Source organism: Alicyclobacillus contaminans DSM 17975 (assembly GCF_000429525.1).
Taxonomy (GTDB): domain Bacteria; phylum Bacillota; class Bacilli; order Alicyclobacillales; family Alicyclobacillaceae; genus Alicyclobacillus_A; species Alicyclobacillus_A contaminans.
Map to the genome: position 1 here is coordinate 15,461 of NZ_AUCA01000011.1, position 16,690 is coordinate 32,150.

15 protein-coding genes are annotated in these 16,690 nt (G+C 59.7%); 2 read left to right on the top strand and 13 right to left on the bottom strand.

The annotated features are described in order from the left end of the window. Positions 1-100 precede the first annotated feature (100 nt). The gene (gene typA, locus G463_RS0106160) at positions 101-1,942 is read left to right on the top strand and encodes a translational GTPase TypA (protein WP_035486031.1); all 1,842 of its coding nucleotides are present in this window, start codon (positions 101-103) and stop codon (positions 1,940-1,942) included. 79 nt (positions 1,943-2,021) lie between these two features. Further along, positions 2,022-2,723, top strand: coding sequence for a thymidine kinase (locus tag G463_RS0106165; protein ID WP_026974459.1), 702 nt, complete (start codon positions 2,022-2,024; stop codon positions 2,721-2,723). A gap of 49 nt (positions 2,724-2,772) precedes the next feature. On the opposite strand, the gene G463_RS19125 is transcribed toward G463_RS0106165, so the two are convergent. The 13 genes from G463_RS19125 to G463_RS0106230 form a co-directional block, all read right to left on the bottom strand. Then, positions 2,773-7,200 carry a PolC-type DNA polymerase III gene (locus tag G463_RS19125; RefSeq protein ID WP_245575707.1) on the bottom strand — a complete coding sequence of 1,476 codons (4,428 nt, stop codon included), beginning with the start codon at positions 7,198-7,200 and terminating at the stop codon, positions 2,773-2,775. 65 nt (positions 7,201-7,265) lie between these two features. After that, positions 7,266-8,525 (bottom strand): RIP metalloprotease RseP, encoded by a 1,260-nt coding sequence (gene rseP / locus G463_RS0106175; RefSeq protein WP_211227386.1) that lies wholly within the window; start codon positions 8,523-8,525, stop codon positions 7,266-7,268. Continuing rightward, positions 8,522-9,691 (bottom strand): 1-deoxy-D-xylulose-5-phosphate reductoisomerase, encoded by a 1,170-nt coding sequence (locus G463_RS0106180; RefSeq protein ID WP_026974461.1) that lies wholly within the window; start codon positions 9,689-9,691, stop codon positions 8,522-8,524. The genes rseP and G463_RS0106180 overlap by 4 nt, the downstream gene beginning before the upstream one ends. A gap of 26 nt (positions 9,692-9,717) precedes the next feature. Then, complete coding sequence (locus tag G463_RS0106185) at positions 9,718-10,497, bottom strand: phosphatidate cytidylyltransferase (protein ID WP_026974462.1); 780 nt, start codon at positions 10,495-10,497, stop codon at positions 9,718-9,720. Between the two features lie 9 nt (positions 10,498-10,506). Beyond that, positions 10,507-11,274: an undecaprenyl pyrophosphate synthase gene (locus G463_RS0106190; protein ID WP_026974463.1), complete on the bottom strand. Its 768-nt coding sequence runs from the start codon at positions 11,272-11,274 to the stop codon at positions 10,507-10,509. A 38-nt stretch (positions 11,275-11,312) separates the two neighbouring features. Continuing rightward, on the bottom strand, positions 11,313-11,870 hold the full coding sequence (frr, locus tag G463_RS0106195; protein WP_026974464.1) for a ribosome recycling factor: 558 nt from the start codon (positions 11,868-11,870) through the stop codon (positions 11,313-11,315). Further along, positions 11,863-12,594 carry a UMP kinase gene (gene pyrH, locus G463_RS0106200; protein ID WP_026974465.1) on the bottom strand — a complete coding sequence of 244 codons (732 nt, stop codon included), beginning with the start codon at positions 12,592-12,594 and terminating at the stop codon, positions 11,863-11,865. The genes frr and pyrH overlap by 8 nt, the downstream gene beginning before the upstream one ends. 114 nt (positions 12,595-12,708) lie before the next feature. Continuing rightward, the gene (gene tsf / locus G463_RS0106205) at positions 12,709-13,362 is read right to left on the bottom strand and encodes a translation elongation factor Ts (protein ID WP_026974466.1); all 654 of its coding nucleotides are present in this window, start codon (positions 13,360-13,362) and stop codon (positions 12,709-12,711) included. A 135-nt stretch (positions 13,363-13,497) separates the two neighbouring features. After that, positions 13,498-14,202 (bottom strand): 30S ribosomal protein S2, encoded by a 705-nt coding sequence (rpsB, locus tag G463_RS0106210; protein WP_026974467.1) that lies wholly within the window; start codon positions 14,200-14,202, stop codon positions 13,498-13,500. 148 nt (positions 14,203-14,350) lie between these two features. Further along, entirely contained in the window at positions 14,351-15,079 is a 729-nt protein-coding gene (locus G463_RS0106215; RefSeq protein WP_026974468.1) for a hypothetical protein, read from the bottom strand. Between the two features lie 27 nt (positions 15,080-15,106). Next, positions 15,107-15,610 carry a chemotaxis protein CheD gene (locus tag G463_RS0106220; RefSeq protein WP_026974469.1) on the bottom strand — a complete coding sequence of 168 codons (504 nt, stop codon included), beginning with the start codon at positions 15,608-15,610 and terminating at the stop codon, positions 15,107-15,109. Then, positions 15,607-16,221, bottom strand: a complete 615-nt coding sequence (locus G463_RS0106225) for a chemotaxis protein CheC (RefSeq protein ID WP_245575708.1) — start codon at positions 16,219-16,221, stop codon at positions 15,607-15,609. Before G463_RS0106225 ends, G463_RS0106220 begins: the two co-directional genes overlap by 4 nt. Then, positions 16,214-16,684: a chemotaxis protein CheW gene (locus G463_RS0106230; RefSeq protein WP_026974471.1), complete on the bottom strand. Its 471-nt coding sequence runs from the start codon at positions 16,682-16,684 to the stop codon at positions 16,214-16,216. The genes G463_RS0106225 and G463_RS0106230 overlap by 8 nt, the downstream gene beginning before the upstream one ends. Positions 16,685-16,690 lie beyond the last annotated feature (6 nt).

Genomic DNA, 16,690 nt, shown 5'->3' on the forward strand with positions numbered 1-16,690 from the left:
ACGTGGTAAGGTGAATGGCGGCACGTGCAACGCGCGCAATGTGGCGTCCTTGCACCGATGTTCCACAACCAATCCAACTGACCCAAGGGTGACGATAGAGATGAGTAAACACGAACAGAAAAACCTGCGCAACGTCGCGATTGTCGCCCACGTCGACCACGGCAAGACCAGCTTGGTCGACCAATTGCTGCGCCAATCCGGCCTGTTCCGAGAGAATGAACAGCTGCAGGAACGCGCGTTGGACTCCAATGACATCGAACGGGAACGCGGCATTACCATCCTCGCCAAAACCACCGCAATCCCATACAAGGACTATAAAATCAACATCGTCGATACCCCCGGACACGCGGATTTCAGCGGTGAAGTTGAACGGATTGTGAAGATGGTCGACGGCGTCCTGCTCGTGGTCGACGCCTTTGAAGGCGTCATGCCACAGACCAAGTTCGTCCTCCAGAAGGCGCTGGCGGTCGGGCTGTCGCCGATTGTCGTGGTGAACAAAATGGACCGGCCGAACGCTCGACCCCTGGAAGTGATTGACGAGGTGCTCGACCTGTTCATCGAACTCGGAGCCTCAGAGGAGCAGTGCGACTTCCCGGTGGTGTACACATCCGCGCTGCAGGGCGCGGCCAGCGACACCCCGGAACAACTCGGCGATACCATGCAACCCCTGTTCGATGCGATTGTACGCCACATTCCCGCCCCCGAGGCGGATCCGGACGCACCGCTGCAATGGCAGGTGACCATGCTCGACTACAACGAATTTCTTGGTCGCATCGGCATTGGGCGCATTTCCCGCGGGCGCGTGGAAATCGGGCAGCCCGTGGCCATTGCGAAGCGCGATGGTTCCGTCGAACGGGCGCGCATCACCAAACTGTTTGGCTTCCAAGGGTTGAAGCGCGTGGAAATTGAGTCCGCCAGCGCGGGCGATATCGTCGCCATCGCCGGGGTTTCCGACATCACGGTAGGCGAGACGGTGTGCGACGCCAACGTGGTGGAACCCCTGCCGTTGCTGGCCATTGACGAACCCACCCTGCAAATGACCTTTCTCGTCAATGACAGTCCGCTCGCCGGGCGTGAAGGCACCCACGTCACCTCGCGCAAGCTGCGGGAGCGGCTGTTTGCAGAACTGGAGTCGGACGTGAGTCTGCGCGTCGAGGAGACGGACGATGCGGATGCGTTCCTGGTGTCGAGCCGCGGGGAACTGCACCTGTCCATTCTGATTGAAACGATGCGCCGGGAAGGGTACGAACTACAGGTGTCGAAGCCGCGCGTCATTTTGAAGCGCGAAGGAGACCGCGTGTTGGAGCCGATTGAGCTGTTGGTGGCCGACGTCCCGTCGGACGCGGTGGGCTCCGTCATTGAAGCGTTGGGATTCCGCAAGGGCGAGATGCACAAACTGGAGACCTCGCCTTCCGGCGAAACCACGCGGTTGGAGTTCACCGTCCCATCCCGCGGACTCATTGGCTTTCGAACCGAGTTCCTGACGCTCACCCGCGGCTACGGGATCATGCACCACAGCTTCTTGGAATATGGCGAGTGGCGCGGCGATGTGGTCACGCGCCGGCAGGGCGTGCTCGTGTCCATGGACAGCGGGCAGGCAACCACCTACGCGCTGCAGAACCTGGAAGACCGAGGGGTCATGTTTATCACGCCGGGAACCGTGGTCTACGAAGGCATGATTGTCGGCGAGCACAACCGCGAGAACGACCTGACCGTGAATGTCACCAAGCAAAAACACATGAGCAACGTGCGCTCCTCCACCAAAGATGAGACGGTGCGTCTGAAGGCGCCGCGCAAGCTGAGCCTGGAACAGGCCATCACGTACATCGAGGACGATGAATTGTGCGAGATCACTCCGCAGACGTTCCGCCTGCGGAAGCGGCAACTCTCGAAAAGCGAACGCGAAAAGGCGGCAAAGAAAGCGAAAGTCACCGCCCCCTGACGCCCTGTGCACGGCGCCCCCGACCGGGCCGCGCGGACAGGCGCCCGCAGCACCTCGTTCATGCTGGAGGAATGGAGTCATGCATCGACCTTTGTGGTTCCCTGAAGCTGGTCATCTGCTGGTGATTACGGGTAACATGATGTCCGGGAAGACCGAAGAACTGATTGCCCGGTTGAAAACCATCCAGCGCGTTGAGACCATTCGTCAGGCCGCCGCGGAGCGCGACGGATTCAGCTATACACAGCGCAAGATAGGCGTGTACAAGCACAGTTTGGACACCCGGTACTCGGAGACCGAAATTGCGAGCCACGGCGGAGATAGGATGCCCGCAGTGCCGGTCGACTCGGCCGCGGCGCTGCTGGAACGCGTCATTGCGGATGACGTGCAGATTGTGGCTTGTGATGAAGTGCAGTTCTTTATGGAGCGGGACGACGACGGATACGTAATTGTACGGGTGCTGGTGGAGCTGCTGCGCCGACGCTGCCAGGTGATTGTCTCAGGACTGGACAAGGACTTCCGAGGACTGCCGTTCGGCCCGATGGGAGATATCCTGGCCCTCGCCGACGAACGCGTGAGTCTCACGTCCACCTGCGTTCGCTGCGGCGCGCCGGCCACACTGCCGCAGCGGCTCATCAATGGCAAACCCGCCGCGTGGGACAGTCCCGTGGTATTTCCGGGCGCCACGGAATCCTATGAACCGCGCTGTCGGCGTTGTCATGTCACGTTTTACGAAAACCATTCCCTCCATGTGCGCGAAACAGCAACCGCCGAAGAGGAATAATCCCCTTCGGCGGTTTTTGTCGCCCATCAGCCGGCAAGATCCCATCCGTTCAGAACAACGAGAGCTGATTCGTTTCCGGCATCCCCTTGAGACATCCGAGTCCTTCCAGGATTTCAATCACCGCCTTGGACACCCGGCTCCGTGTCTGCAGGTCCTCGATGGACAAGAATTCACCTTCCTGGCACGCCTGATACAGATTGTTGGCAGCCGCCTCCCCCACGCCCGGAATGGCCGCGAAGGGCGGCCGCAACGCCTGTTCCTGTTCATCAATCAGAAACCGGGTCGCATGAGACTTGTACAGATCTATCGGCAGGAACTTGTATCCTCGAACCACCATTTCCAAGGCGACCTCAAGCACCGTCATCAAGCTCTTCTCTTTCGGCAGCGCGGCGTTGCCCTTCTGTTCAATCTCTTCAATTTTCCGCCGGATGGCGTCCTTGCCCCGCACCACCAACTCGACGTCAAAATCGTCGGCGCGCACCGTGAAATACGTGGCATAGAACGCCAGCGGATGATGAATTTTGAACCAGGCGATGCGCACGGCCATCAACACGTACGCTGCCGCGTGCGCCTTCGGGAACATGTACTTGATCTTGCGGCCGGATTCGATGTACCACTCGGGGACTCCAAACTGGCGCATGTACTCCGCGTCCTCTTCTTTGACGCCTTTCCCTTTCCGGATACTCTCCATGATTTTGAAGGCGCGCCCCGGTTCCAGCCCTTTGTAGATCAGATACACCATGATGTCGTCGCGAGCGCAGATGACTTCTGACAGCGTGGCCACGCCTTGGCGGATGAGGTCCTGGGCGTTGTTCAGCCAGACGTCCGTCCCGTGCGACAGACCGGAAATGCGAACCAGCTCAGAGAACGTCGTCGGACGCGTGTCCTCCAACATCTGACGGACAAATTTCGTACCAAACTCCGGAATCGCGTACGTCCCCGTGTTGGAGCGAATGTCTTCCGGTTGCACGCCGAGCGTCTCGGTGCCGGAGAACAGTCCGAGCACCTTCGGATCATCCAGGGGAATGGTCTTCGGATCCACCCCCGTGAGATCCTGCAGCATGCGGATCACGGTCGGATCGTCATGACCGAGAATGTCCAGCTTGAGCAGACAGTTCTCGAGACCGGAGTGGTAGTCAAAGTGCGTGGTCAGCGTTCCCGCCGACTTGTCGTCGGCCGGATATTGCACGGGGGTGAAGTCGTACACCGTCACGTGGCCCGGGACCACGACCTGACCGCCCGGATGCTGGCCCGTGGTCCGCTTCACGCCGGTGCAGCCCTTGACCAGACGATCAATTTCCGCGTTGCGCAGGACGAGCCCGCGCTCTTCCGCAAACTTGCGGACGTATCCATATGCCGTCTTTTCTGCCACGCCGGAGATGGTCCCGGCGCGAAAAACGTGATCTTTGCCGAACAGTTCCTCGGTGTAACGGTGCGCCCGCGGTTGGTACTCGCCGGAGAAGTTCAGGTCGATATCCGGTACCTTGTCGCCATGGAAGCCCAGGAACGTCTCGAACGGAATGTCCTGTCCGTCGCGCACCATGTCCGTCCCGCAGTTGGGGCAATTCTTATGCGGCAGGTCAAACCCGGATCCGACCGAACCGTCTTCGATGAATTCGCTGTGGCGACAGGATGGACACCGATAATGCGGCGGCAGCGGGTTCACCTCAGTGATATCGGTCATGGTGGCCACCAAAGAGCTGCCGACCGATCCGCGGCTGCCGACCAGGTAGCCGTCCGACAACGACTTGGTCACCAGCTTGTGCGCAATCAAGTAGATGACGGCAAATCCGTTGTTGATGATGGAATTGAGCTCTTTTTTCAAGCGAGCTTCCACAATCTCCGGCAGCGGATCGCCGTACAGCGCCCGCGCCCGTTCGTACGACATGCGCGTGATCTCGTCTTCCGCACCCTCGATAACGGGCGTGAACAACTGATCCGGGATGGGCTTGACGTCTTCCAACTGTTCCGCGATATAGCGCGTGTTATCCACGACCACTCGCACCGCGTCGTCGCCGAGATGGGCGAACTCCTCCAACATCTCGTCGGTGGTCCGCAGGTACAGCGGCGGCTGTTGCACCGCTTCCCCTTGGCTTTGCGACTGCAGGTAAATTTCCCGGAAGATGGCATCGTTCGGATGCAGATAGTGCGCATCCCCAGTCGCCACCACGGGTTTGTTCAGTTTCGCGCCGAGCTCCACCACCTGGCGGTGGATGTCTTTCACACTCTGCAGACTCTGCACCATCTGCTCGCGCACCAGGTTCTCGTAATGGCTCAGCGGCTGCAGTTCCAGGTAATCGTAAAACTCGCAGATGGACTCTATTTCATCCATGCTTTTTCCGCGTAGAAAGGCCTGAATCAACTCGCCCTGCTGGCATGCGGTGCCAATCAACAATCCCTCCCGGTGCTTCACCAACTCGCTCTTCGGGATGCGCGGCACCCGGTGCAGGTAGGTGGTGTGCGCCATGGACACCAGCTTGTACAGGTTCTTCAGGCCCGTTTGATTGCGCACCAGCAGCGTGGCATGAAACGGGCGCACCCGGGAGACATCCACGTCGCCGGACAGGCCATTCAGTTGCGGCAGGCGCGTTAAGCCTCGCTCCCGTAGCGTATCCTGCATATGGGCGAACACCTTCGCCGTTGCCTCCGCGTCGGCAATGGCGCGGTGGTGATTGATCAGTTCCACCTGAAATTTCTGGGTTAACGTCTTCAGTCGATAGTTCTTTTCGCCGGGATACAGGCTTCGGGCCAGTGCCAGCGTGTCAATCACCGGCTGCGTCCAGGGCTCCATTCCAATGCGGCTGGCGCACTGCCCCAGAAAGCCCACGTCGAACTCCGCGTTGTGCGCTACCAGGATGGCCCCTTCCGCAAACCGGCGAAACTCCGGCAAGACCTCTGCCAGTTTCGGCTGTCCCGCCAGCATGTCCGGCGTGATGCCCGTCAACTCGGAGATCTTCGGCGGTATTGGGCGTTCCGGATCGATGAGCGCGGCGAACTGATCCACAATCTCCTTCCCGCGCATGCGCACACCGGAAATTTCAATCAGCGTGTCCTCGCGCGCGTTGAGACCCGTCGTCTCGGTGTCAAACACGACGTATTCGGTCTCGTCCGTCAGCGCCACGTCCGCTTCCCGATACACGACCGGCGTGCCGTCGTCCACCACATACGCTTCCACGCCGAGCAGTACTTTGATGCCGTGCTTTTTCCCAGCGGCGTACGCTTCCGGAAACGCTTGGACGACGCCGTGGTCGGTGATGGCGATGGCCTCATGCCCCCAGGCCGCAGCCTGCTGCACAAACCGCTTGACCGGCGTCACGCCGTCCAGCTGCGACATGTTGGAGTGCAGATGCAATTCCACGCGCTTTACCTCGGCCTGATCCACGCGCTCCGGCGCCTGTGCCGGCTGCATGTCCTGGACCATGAACACGAGTTCCTTGGCGTACGTGTCAAATTGCACCTGCCCCTGTATGCGGACGTACACGTCGTCCTTGAGTGGTTCAAGAGCTTCCAGCTGCCGCTCCTGGTTGGAAAACAGCTTCGCCGTAATTGAGCTGGTGTCGTCCGTAATGTTGAATTGAATCAGCGTGCGTCCGCTCGGCAATGTGCGCTTGTCCACACTGAACACGCGCCCTTCCACCACGGCCTTGCGCATTTCGTCCACAATCTCGCGAATTGGAATCACCTGCGCCGCATCGATGGGCCGCCCCAGCGTGAGCGGCGGCAGTGGCTGGTCATCCTCTCGCCGTCGATCCCGTCGAAACGCCGGACGCTCACCCCCATTCTCGGACGGTGGCGCCGGTTTTTCCGCCGCACTCTTCTCCTCCTGGGCCAGCATGTCGAGGACTTCTCGCCGCTCGTTTTCCTCCAACGTCTTCTTCAACTCGTTCAGCCGTTCTTCAGCGGCGGCGTCGACGGCAAAACGGTACTCCACGGCGAGTCCGAACACGTCCTGCAACCGCTCGGTCAACCACCTGTCCGTGCGCTTCTTCTGCAGCACACCCAGTTCCGCATCGTTGGCCACCCAACAGTGCCAACGCTGGATGGCCGGCTGGCCGTCTGCCGCCGCTTTCGGTTCCACCGTGATCCGCGCGTTCGCCAGCCAATTGGCCACCACCGGTTCTTCTTCGCCGTACCAATCCACCAGCGCAGCGAACAGCGCAGCCGCGGTTTCATCCGCCAGCGGCGCCTCCCAGGGCGCCGGCACAACCCGCAATGCAATCGCTTCGCGATGCAAGGATGTTGCCAACTGGCGCAGTGTTCTCACTGCGGTCACCACGTCTTTGGCCACGGTCTGCTCATCCGGCTCCGTCGCGCCGGCCGCTCTGGCCGACAGAAGCTCCGGCCACGACATCAACTGCACTTCGATGACCCGGGACACCGATTTCACCACGACCCGCCGAATCACACCGGAGGGCAGCTGGGCAGGCGTCGTCCCCTCTGCGGTCGGCTCCTTCAGCGGCAACTCCATAGCACTCATGTCCCGTTCTTCCTTTCCGTCGCAATTCCCAGGGTACTCGTCTCACGACGCAATCCGGACCTGCGTCAGAACAGTCGGGTCACATCCCGATACGTAATCACCACCGCAAACAGCATCAGCAGGCCGAATCCCACCAGGTGAACGAGACCTTCCTTGCGCGGGTCGACCGCCTTCCCGCGAAACATTTCCACAATCATGAACAACAGTCGCCCGCCGTCCAACGCCGGTATGGGCAACAGATTAAACAATCCCAGGTTCAAGCTCAGCAGCCCCGCAATCATCACCACGTGCCAGAAGCCGGATTGCGCTTGCTGATTGATGACGTCCGCAATACCCACCGGCCCCGCCAGACTGCTGAACTGATGCTGAGAAAGAACCTGCCAATACGCCTGAACGGCGTTCACCGATCCGTAATATACGTTGGCAAATCCCGTGCCAACCGCGTCTATCAGATTATGGGAAAACACCGGACTCATGCCAATCTGCGGCAGATTCCCATCCACCAACTTGGGTGTGACCACCAACTCCTGCGTCGTACCGTCCCGTTCAACCCGAATTCGCAAGGGGTGCGGCGGACGGCTGGTGTCGGATCGAACCGCATTGACGAATTCGGTCCATCCGTGAATGGGCCGATTGTCCACCGCCACCACTCGGTCTCCAGGGCGCATCCCCGCCGTTGCCGCCGGATCTCCCGGAACGAGCTGCCCCACCACCGCCGTCGGGAATCCCGTGTGGGCAAACCACGCGGTGAACAGAACGCCCGCGAGGAGGAAGTTCATCACCGGCCCGGCCAGAATGATGGCGGCTCGCTGCCACAGCGGTTTTCCCAGCACCTGTTCGTGGCGCTCGACCAACGGGATGGAGTTGCGCGCGTTCGTCATCAGTTTGGCATGAGGAATCAGTTGGTACGTCCGCACTTCGTCCCCGGTGTCAATGGTCATTTCGAGGCGATGCATGAGGTCGAGATCCTTCAGAATCCCCACCTGGCCGCCGCGCACATCCAGAGGGTCGCCGAGCACCGCCACGCGACCGTCCGCGTTCAGGCGAAATGCAATTTGTTCGCCTTTCCGGAACAGCGCGTCCTGCGGAATCTCGCCAGCCAACTGCACCAGTCCACCGATTGGAAACAGCCGGATGGAGAACTCCGTGCCGTTGAGAGTCCAGCGCACCAACTTCGGCCCGAACCCCACCGCAAACGCGGGCACGGCCACCCCGCTGCGCTTGGCCACCCAGAAGTGACCGAACTCATGCAGGACGATGCAGACCAGAAACACGGAGACAATGGCGACAATCCCTTTCAGCACGCTGACGACTGCTATGGTCAACAGTTCCACCCGCCCTTTTCCAGCATTGCGTGAGCTGAACGCCGAGCCCAGTTGTCCATCTCTACAATATCATTCAATTCAGAAGGTGTCCCCGGTATGTGCATTTCCAGAACACTCTCCACCAGTTTCGCCATCTGAAGAAAAGTCATTCGCTTGGACAGGAAAGCCTCGACCGCCACTTCGTTGGCAGCATTCAGCACGCAGGGCGCAAATCCACCGGCTCGTCCCGCTTCGTACGCCAAACGCAGGTTGGGAAACCGCTCAAAATCCGGCCGCTCAAAGGTGAGCTGTCCCACTTCTGCAAGGTCAAGCCTTGGCCACGGACTTTCCACTCGGGCAGGGTACGTCAGCGCGTACTGGATGGGCAACCGCATATCGTGCGTGGCCAGTTGAGCAATGGTCGATCCGTCCACGAACTCCACCAGCGAATGGACGATGCTCTGCGGATGCACCAAGATGTCAATCCGATCATAGTCGACGTTGAACAGGTGATGCGCCTCAATGACCTCCAATCCCTTGTTCATCAGCGAGGCCGAGTCGACCGTGATCTTCATCCCCATATTCCAAGTGGGGTGCCTGAGTGCCTGCTCCACGGTGGCTTTCCGCAATGCGTCAAGACTCCATGTGCGGAACGGCCCTCCGGAGGCCGTCAGAATGTATCTCCGCACTTCCTTCGGATCACCGCTGTGCAGCGACTGAAACAACGCCGAATGCTCGCTGTCCACCGGCAAAATCACAGCGCCGGTGGCCCGTGCGTGCGCCATCACGAGATCTCCCGCCGCCACCAGGGTCTCCTTGTTGGCCAGCGCCACCGTCGCGCCCCGCTCCACCGCCGCCCAGGTGGGCGCCAGGCCTTTGGCCCCGACGATGGCCGAGACGACGATGTCGGTGGGAATTCGGCTGACCTCCATCAACCCAGCATCGCCGACAAAAAATTCCGGCAACGGGCGAAATCCGCTCAATCGTTGCCGGACGCACTCGAGCGTCTCCTCATCTGCCACCGAGACACACTCCGGCCGCCAGACCCGGATTTGTTCTGCCAATCGTTCTGCATTCCGCCCGGCGGCCAACACTTTGACCACGTAATGTTCGGAAAGGTGGGCCAACACGTCAAGCGTCTGGGTGCCAATGACACCGGTCGAGCCAAGGACAGTGACAGATTTCATGGTGATTCACCTCGATTCACGTCCCTTCACGTGGACAGGTGAAGAATGAAGTACAACGCCACCGGACCCGCGAACAGCACGCTGTCCACACGGTCCAGCACGCCGCCGTGACCGGGAAGCAGGTGTCCAGAATCCTTCACCCCTGCCGACCGCTTGTAGGCCGACTCCGCTAAATCGCCGAGCTGTCCGGCGATGGACACCAGAGCTCCGAAGCTGAAGAACCACCCCACGCCAAGCCGCCCCACGGTCAGCGACCCCAGCACCACGGCCGCAATGCCGCCTGCCACAACGCCGGCCACCGCGCCGCTGATGGTTTTATTGGGGCTGATCTCGGGCCACAGTTTTGGGCCTTGCAGTCGTTGCCCGACGAAAAAGGCCGCGGTGTCCGTCGTCCAGATGCTCACCATGGTGATGAACAGCCAAGCAATGCCATCATCCAATCCACGCAAGGACACCAGGCTCCATCCGCCCATGCCGATGTACACGGCGCCCACCGTCAACGGCGCCGCTGCGGCGAACGGAACGCGGTTCCGCGTGAGCACCGGAATCGTCAGCGTGATCAGCACTCCCCAAGGAACCAGGAAAGACGGCGCCCACTGTGGAGCGAGCACCCATGCTGCAACCAGCAGATAGCCCCACAGGGTTCCAAGGCCGAACCGCCGCTGTTTCACCATCGCCGCCAGTTCCGCCATCCCCATCAAGGTTCCGGCCAGAACCAGGACACACCACGTCCACGGACTGATGAAAATGGCCGCAACCACGACAATCAACGCAACGGCCGCGGTCACGACGCGCTGTTTCAGCATGGGCGTCACCTACTTCAGTCCGCCGAAGCGGCGCTTTCTTCCTTGAAAGTCGCGCAGGGCTTGAATCAGCACATCGCGCGTGAAATCGGGCCACAGGACGTCGGTGAACCACAGTTCAGCGTACGCCGCCTGCCAGATTAAAAAGTTGCTCATTCGCAGTTCTCCGCTCGTTCGAATCACCAGATCCGGATCGGGCAGATGACAGGTGGACAGAAGCTCGGAGAATCGTTCCTCCGATAAATCCTCTGCAGATGCACGACCGGCCGCCACCTCAAGGGCAAAGGATTTCGCCGCAGCGATGATCTCCGCTCGCCCGCCGTAATTCAGGGCGAAGTTGACAATCATCCCCTGACTGTTCCGGGTTCTCTCCAGCGTCTTGGCCACGATTTCCTGCGTATGTGGCGGCAGTTTCGCCGTATCCCCGATGAACCGAACGCGAACGCCCCTGTCGACGAGTTCGTCAATCTCCGTCGCAAAGAACTCCGCAGGCAGCCGCATCAAATATTCCACTTCGTCCGCGGGCCGCTTCCAGTTCTCCGTGGAAAAGGCGTACAGGGTCAAACACCGGATGCCGAGTTCATCGCAGTCGCGAATCACCTGTCGCAGGCGCTTCATGCCCGCATGATGGCCCGCAAATCGCGGCAACCCGCGCCGGTTCGCCCACCGGCCATTGCCATCCATAATGATGGCCAGGTGGGCAGGGAGGTTTTCTGCGAGCAGTCCGCTTGCCAGCTCACGTGGCTTTTTGCGAAATCGTGCCAGCAGCTTCGGTACCAATGAAGTACGACCTCCCCCAAACAACCAGAACCAGCTGCTTAAATCTCCAACAACTCTTGCTCTTTCCCGGTTGTCAATTTATCCACTTCGGCAATGTACTTATCGGTCAGCGCCTGAATCTTATCCGTGCCACGCCGAACCTGATCTTCGGAGAGCGTACCGCCCTTCTCCATCTTCTTCAATTCGTCATTGGCATCCCTGCGCACATTGCGGACCGCCACGCGCGCGTCCTCTGCCATCTTTCGGACCTGCTTCACCAGTTCCTGCCGCCGTTGTTCGGTGAGCGGCGGGATCATCAATCGAATGACGCTGCCGTCGTTCGACGGATGGATGCCCAGGTCCGACTTCTGAATCGCTTTTTCAATTTCACTCAGCATTCCCTTATCCCAGGGCTGAATCACCAATTGCCGCGGCTCCGGAGAAGTGACGCTCGCCACCTGGTTCACGGGCATCTGTGCACCGTAGTACTCCACCGTGATCTTGTCGAGCATGGCCGGCGTGGCTCTGCCCGCGCGGACCGTCAGCAGATCCCGCCTATACACCTGCACCGCTTTGTCCATGCGTTCTTCCGCCGATTTCAATACTGCGTCAATCACTGGACTTCCTCCCCACGATGGTACCTATAGATTCACCCAGCACAGCCCGCCGAATGTTGGCGGGATCGCTGATGGAAAACACAATCAGAGGAATTTCGTTGTCCATGCACAGAGACGTCGCCGTGGAATCCATCACGCCGAGCCCATTGCGCAGCACATCGAAGAACTCGAGGCGATCGTATTTCACCGCGTTTGGATCTTTCGACGGATCCGCACTGTAGACGCCATCCACGCCGTTTTTCGCCATCAGAATCACGTCCGCCTCAATTTCCGCAGCCCGCAGGGCGGCGGTGGTGTCCGTGGAGAAATACGGGTTGCCGGTGCCTCCAGCGAAAATCACCACGCGATTCTTCTCGAGATGGCGAATGGCTCTGCGGCGAATATATGGTTCCGCGACCTGCCGCATCTCCACCGACGTCTGAACCCGCGTGTGCACGTCGAGTTTCTCCAGCGCATCCTGCAGGGCGAGCGCATTCAGCACCGTCGCCAGCATTCCCATGTAGTCGGCCGTGGCCCGATCCATGCCGCGCGCACTGCCGGAAATACCGCGCCAGATGTTTCCGCCTCCGACCACCACGGCTACCTGCACGCCGAGTTCCACAACTTCCTTTACCTGTTCGGCAATTCCATGGATGACCTCCGGATCGATGCCGAACCCTTTTTCACCGGCGAGCGCCTCTCCGCTCAGCTTTAAAACGACACGTGTGTACTTCGGTGTCGCCATCCAGATTCCTCCGTTCTGTGCGTGGTCACGCCCTGTACGCAACGGCGGCGACGGCGAATCATAGCCTGTCGAAAGAAAGGGAACACGTCTGTGCTCCCTCTCCATACACCGTTCTCATTTCCGAACTTGAGCCATGACTTCTTCAGCGAAGTTGGCCTCCTGTTTCTCGATGCCTTCTCCGACCACAAAACGAGCGAAGCGGCGCACCGAAATGTTCTCCCCAATGTGAGCAATCTGCTCTTTCACCAACTGATCCACCGTCTTATCGGGGTCCTTGACAAAGGGCTGCTCCAACAGGCAAACGTCCTTGAAGAACTTGTCGATTCGCCCTTCCACAATCTTGTCGACAATGTGTTCCGGTTTCCCTTCGTTGAGCGTTTGCGCGCGGAGAATTTCCTTCTCGCGTTCTACAACTTCGGCCGGGACGTCTTCACGCCGGACGTACTGCGGATTGGCCGCCGCAATATGCATGGCCACATCGTGAACGAAGTCACGGAACGCTTGGTTCTTGGCGACGAAGTCCGTTTCACAGTTGACTTCGACCAAGACGCCGATGCGGCCACCGCCGTGTATGTACGCTTCCACAATCCCTTCTGCCGCGACGCGCCCCGCCTTCTTCGCAGCGGAAGCCAATCCTTTCTCGCGCAGAATCTCGGAGGCCCGCTCCAAGTCGCCGCCGGCTTCCGTCAACGCCTTTTTACAATCCATCATACCCGCGCCCGTTTTCTCGCGCAATTCTTTGACAAGCGCCGCTGAAATCTCCGCCATGTCCATCCTCCTAATCCTTGATAGCTCTCGGCACTCCACCCAGCCAAACCAGCCGGTGACGGCACAAAAAAGGTGACGAGGCAGAGAAGCTCCCGCCACCTCACAACCTCTCTCGAAACTGTTTGCCGTATGCGATTACGCCGTTGTGGTTTCCTCGCCGCCCTGCGTCCCTTCCAAAACAGCTTCCGCCATCTTGTTGGTGAGCAGTTTCACTGCGCGAATCGCGTCATCGTTACCCGGAATCACGTAGTCAATTTCGTCCGGATCGCAGTTTGTATCGACAATCGCAACGATGGGGATCCCCAACTTGCGCGCTTCCGCAACCGCGATGCGTTCCTTCCGCGGATCGATGATGAACATCGCGTCCGGAATCCGCTTCATTTTCTTGATGCCGCCGAGGAACTTTTCGAGGCGTTCCTTTTCCTTCTTCAGCAGGATGACTTCCTTCTTCGGCAAAACCGAGAAGGTGCCGTCCTCTTCCATCTTCTCCAACTCCACCAAACGCGCAATCCGCTTTTGGATGGTCGGGAAGTTGGTCAGCGTACCACCCAGCCACCGCTGGTTCACATAGAACATACCGCAGCGTTCTGCCTCTTCCGCCACCGCTTCCTGAGCCTGCTTCTTCGTTCCGACAAACAGGATGGTCTTCCCTTCCGCAGCCAGCTCGCGAACGAACTGGTACGCTTCCTCCACTTTGCGAACCGTCTTCTGCAGGTCAATGATGTAGATGCCGTTGCGCTCGGTGAAGATATAACGCGCCATCTTCGGATTCCAGCGACGGGTTTGGTGCCCGAAATGGACACCCGCTTCCAGCAGTTGCTTCATTGAAATAATGGCCATGGTTTACCTCCTAATTGGTTGATTCCTCCGCCAGCCTCACCTGCCTCACCGCCGTAACGGACCCAGTGAGACATCGGTCTAGCGTGTGTTCTCCGCGTTCTGCGGGCAATCACACTGCCCTACAATATAACATAAGCCATGGGCAACATCAACCATTTACCGGCGAATGCTCTGTATCCCCAATGGGGGTCAGCAAGAGTTGTCGGACCTGTTGAATATCCTCCTTGGATACGCCGAGTTGACGCATCATCGCCTCGTCGGAGAGCCCGGCCTGCAGCCCATCGAGGATGGCGAAGTAGGGGTCCATGGGCAAGTCGTCCGTCGAAGCGACGGTCGGTTCCGCCACGGACCCCACAGTGGTTGCCACAGCTCCGTTGGAAGCTGAAGGGGGTTCTGCGACAGCGTTCTGCCTCTCCGCCGAGGACGTGGTGGACAGGGTGCCCGTTGGTTCCTGGCGCTCGGCCAGCGCCTCCGCCCCCGCCGTCGCGGCCCCGTCGGCGCGCGCCGCGAGTTCCTGCCGCAACGCCTCCAACTCCGACTGCCATTGACGCCGGTCGGCTTCCCAGGCGGCTTGCATCGAAGCCAATCGATCTTCAAATGCGGTTCGCAGGCCCTCCACCTCGTTCATGAATTCCGAATAGATGTCCTCCAGCACGGCGACCACCGCGTCGGCGCGTTCCCCCTCCGAACGGGCCGCCCCAATCTCATCATTGCCCGCCGCAGAGCGATTGGAGATGGCCGGTTTCACCGGCGACCAGCCGGATTTCAACCAAGTGAAGAAACTCGGCCGATTCTCCTTGTTATTCCGCTGTGTATACCAGTACAGACCGACAGCGCCCGCGATGATCACCGCGTAGATGGAAAGTATAACCCACACGTGGAGCCCCTCTTCCTCAGAAAACCCTCAGATGTAGTATGTGCCCCGCATGGCGGTCCGAACAGACAAACGGCCCGTTGCGATGTCGAATTCGATGGTCCGTCCCACATTGCCGCCAACGTCGGCTGCCACCACCGGCACCCCCAACTGATTGAGCGCATGGTTTACCGCTTCCACATTTCGGGGTCCCACGCGCAGAATATCCGACTGCCCGGCGGACGCAAACATCTGCGCGCCGCCCGCAATTTTCGCGCGGATGAAATCCCGTTTGCCACCAATTTTCATGACTTGTTCGAACAACCAAGGGACGCCGACATCGGCATACTTGGTGACGTTCGTGGCTCCCACCGGTGACGTGGGGAGCATCACGTGCACCAGTCCCGCCACCGCCGCCGTCGCATCGTACAAAACCACCCCGACACACGAACCGAGGCCCGACGTCCGCAGCCGCATCGGGGCGCGCGCCACACCGCCCTCGGCGATGCCAATCTTGCGCACCAGCTCTGCTTCCTGACGGAGCGCATCGTTCATGTGCACCACCCCAGCGCACACAGCAGGGTGGTCAGAGAGTCCGGATCGGGAAGGAGAAAAAAGTGTCCCTGCACATCGAATTTCCCTTGGCTGATCACGGTATCAATCAAAATCGCTTCGTCACACACTTCACCAGCAGACAAAATGCCAATATCGAGGATCGCCGCCGCCATATCGATGGCCACCGCAGGCACCGACTGCGTCAGTGTCAGATGCGTCAGCGTGCCAATCGCGTTCATATACGATCCGCCAAGAATATTCCCGACTTCCGCCAACGCCGATATCTCGAGTTCATTAAATTCCAAAGTTTCCTGCTGGCCCGGCAACAGTCGGCGCAGGAGCTGCTTTGCGCTGGGAAGGGAGAGCATCAACAGCATATTGCCGTGTACGTCCCCCGTCATGCGCAGATAAATCCCTGCGGCCACAACTTCATCGCCGCCGACAGCGTCCGCGATCTCGTTGAACGCGCACATGCGCGCACTGGTCACGGAGATCTTGACTTCTTCTCCAAGAAGCGCGGACAATGCCGACGCAGCGTGGCCTGCGCCAATGTTGCCCACCTCCCGCAGGATGTCTTCGTGCTCCGCTCTCCAGTCTGATCGGTTACTCACCATGCACCGCCAACTCAGCTTCCTGCAACTGTTTTGCCTCCGCCTCCGAGAGCACTTTCGGGAGATTGACCAAAACCAGCAGATCCTCGCCGCTGCGGTAAACGCCATTCAGGTATGCGGCATGCATCCCGCCCACCATGCTCGGCGGCTCCTCCACCGCATCGCTGTCAATTGTGCGCACGTCGTGGACCGAGTCGACCACAACGCCGACCACCATATCATCCACTCGCACCACCACCATGCGCGTATCCTCGGTGTACTCGGCGGCTTCGAATTGGAACCGTTCCCTCAGGTCTATCACGGGAACCACTTGCCCCCGCAGGTTCACCACCCCTTTGATGAAGGGCAGTGTCCGCGGCACCCGCGTGATCTCCATCACCCGCTCAATGGACTCCACCTGAGCCACCGGCACTCCGTACTTTTCGCCTGCCAAGCTGAACACCACAATCTGCTGCTCTGCCATTTCATG

Coding starts and splice junctions, on each gene's coding strand:
- G463_RS0106165 (WP_026974459.1), top strand. CDS start 2,022: ATGCATCGACCTTTGTGGTTCCCTGAAGCTGGTCATCTGCTGGTGATT.
- G463_RS0106230 (WP_026974471.1), bottom strand. CDS start 16,684: ATGGCAGAGCAGCAGATTGTGGTGTTCAGCTTGGCAGGCGAAAAGTAC.
- pyrH (WP_026974465.1), bottom strand. CDS start 12,594: ATGGCGACACCGAAGTACACACGTGTCGTTTTAAAGCTGAGCGGAGAG.
- G463_RS0106220 (WP_026974469.1), bottom strand. CDS start 15,610: ATGAACGATGCGCTCCGTCAGGAAGCAGAGCTGGTGCGCAAGATTGGC.
- G463_RS19125 (WP_245575707.1), bottom strand. CDS start 7,200: ATGAGTGCTATGGAGTTGCCGCTGAAGGAGCCGACCGCAGAGGGGACG.
- rpsB (WP_026974467.1), bottom strand. CDS start 14,202: ATGGCCATTATTTCAATGAAGCAACTGCTGGAAGCGGGTGTCCATTTC.
- tsf (WP_026974466.1), bottom strand. CDS start 13,362: ATGGCGGAGATTTCAGCGGCGCTTGTCAAAGAATTGCGCGAGAAAACG.
- G463_RS0106185 (WP_026974462.1), bottom strand. CDS start 10,497: ATGCTGAAACAGCGCGTCGTGACCGCGGCCGTTGCGTTGATTGTCGTG.
- typA (WP_035486031.1), top strand. CDS start 101: ATGAGTAAACACGAACAGAAAAACCTGCGCAACGTCGCGATTGTCGCC.
- G463_RS0106180 (WP_026974461.1), bottom strand. CDS start 9,691: ATGAAATCTGTCACTGTCCTTGGCTCGACCGGTGTCATTGGCACCCAG.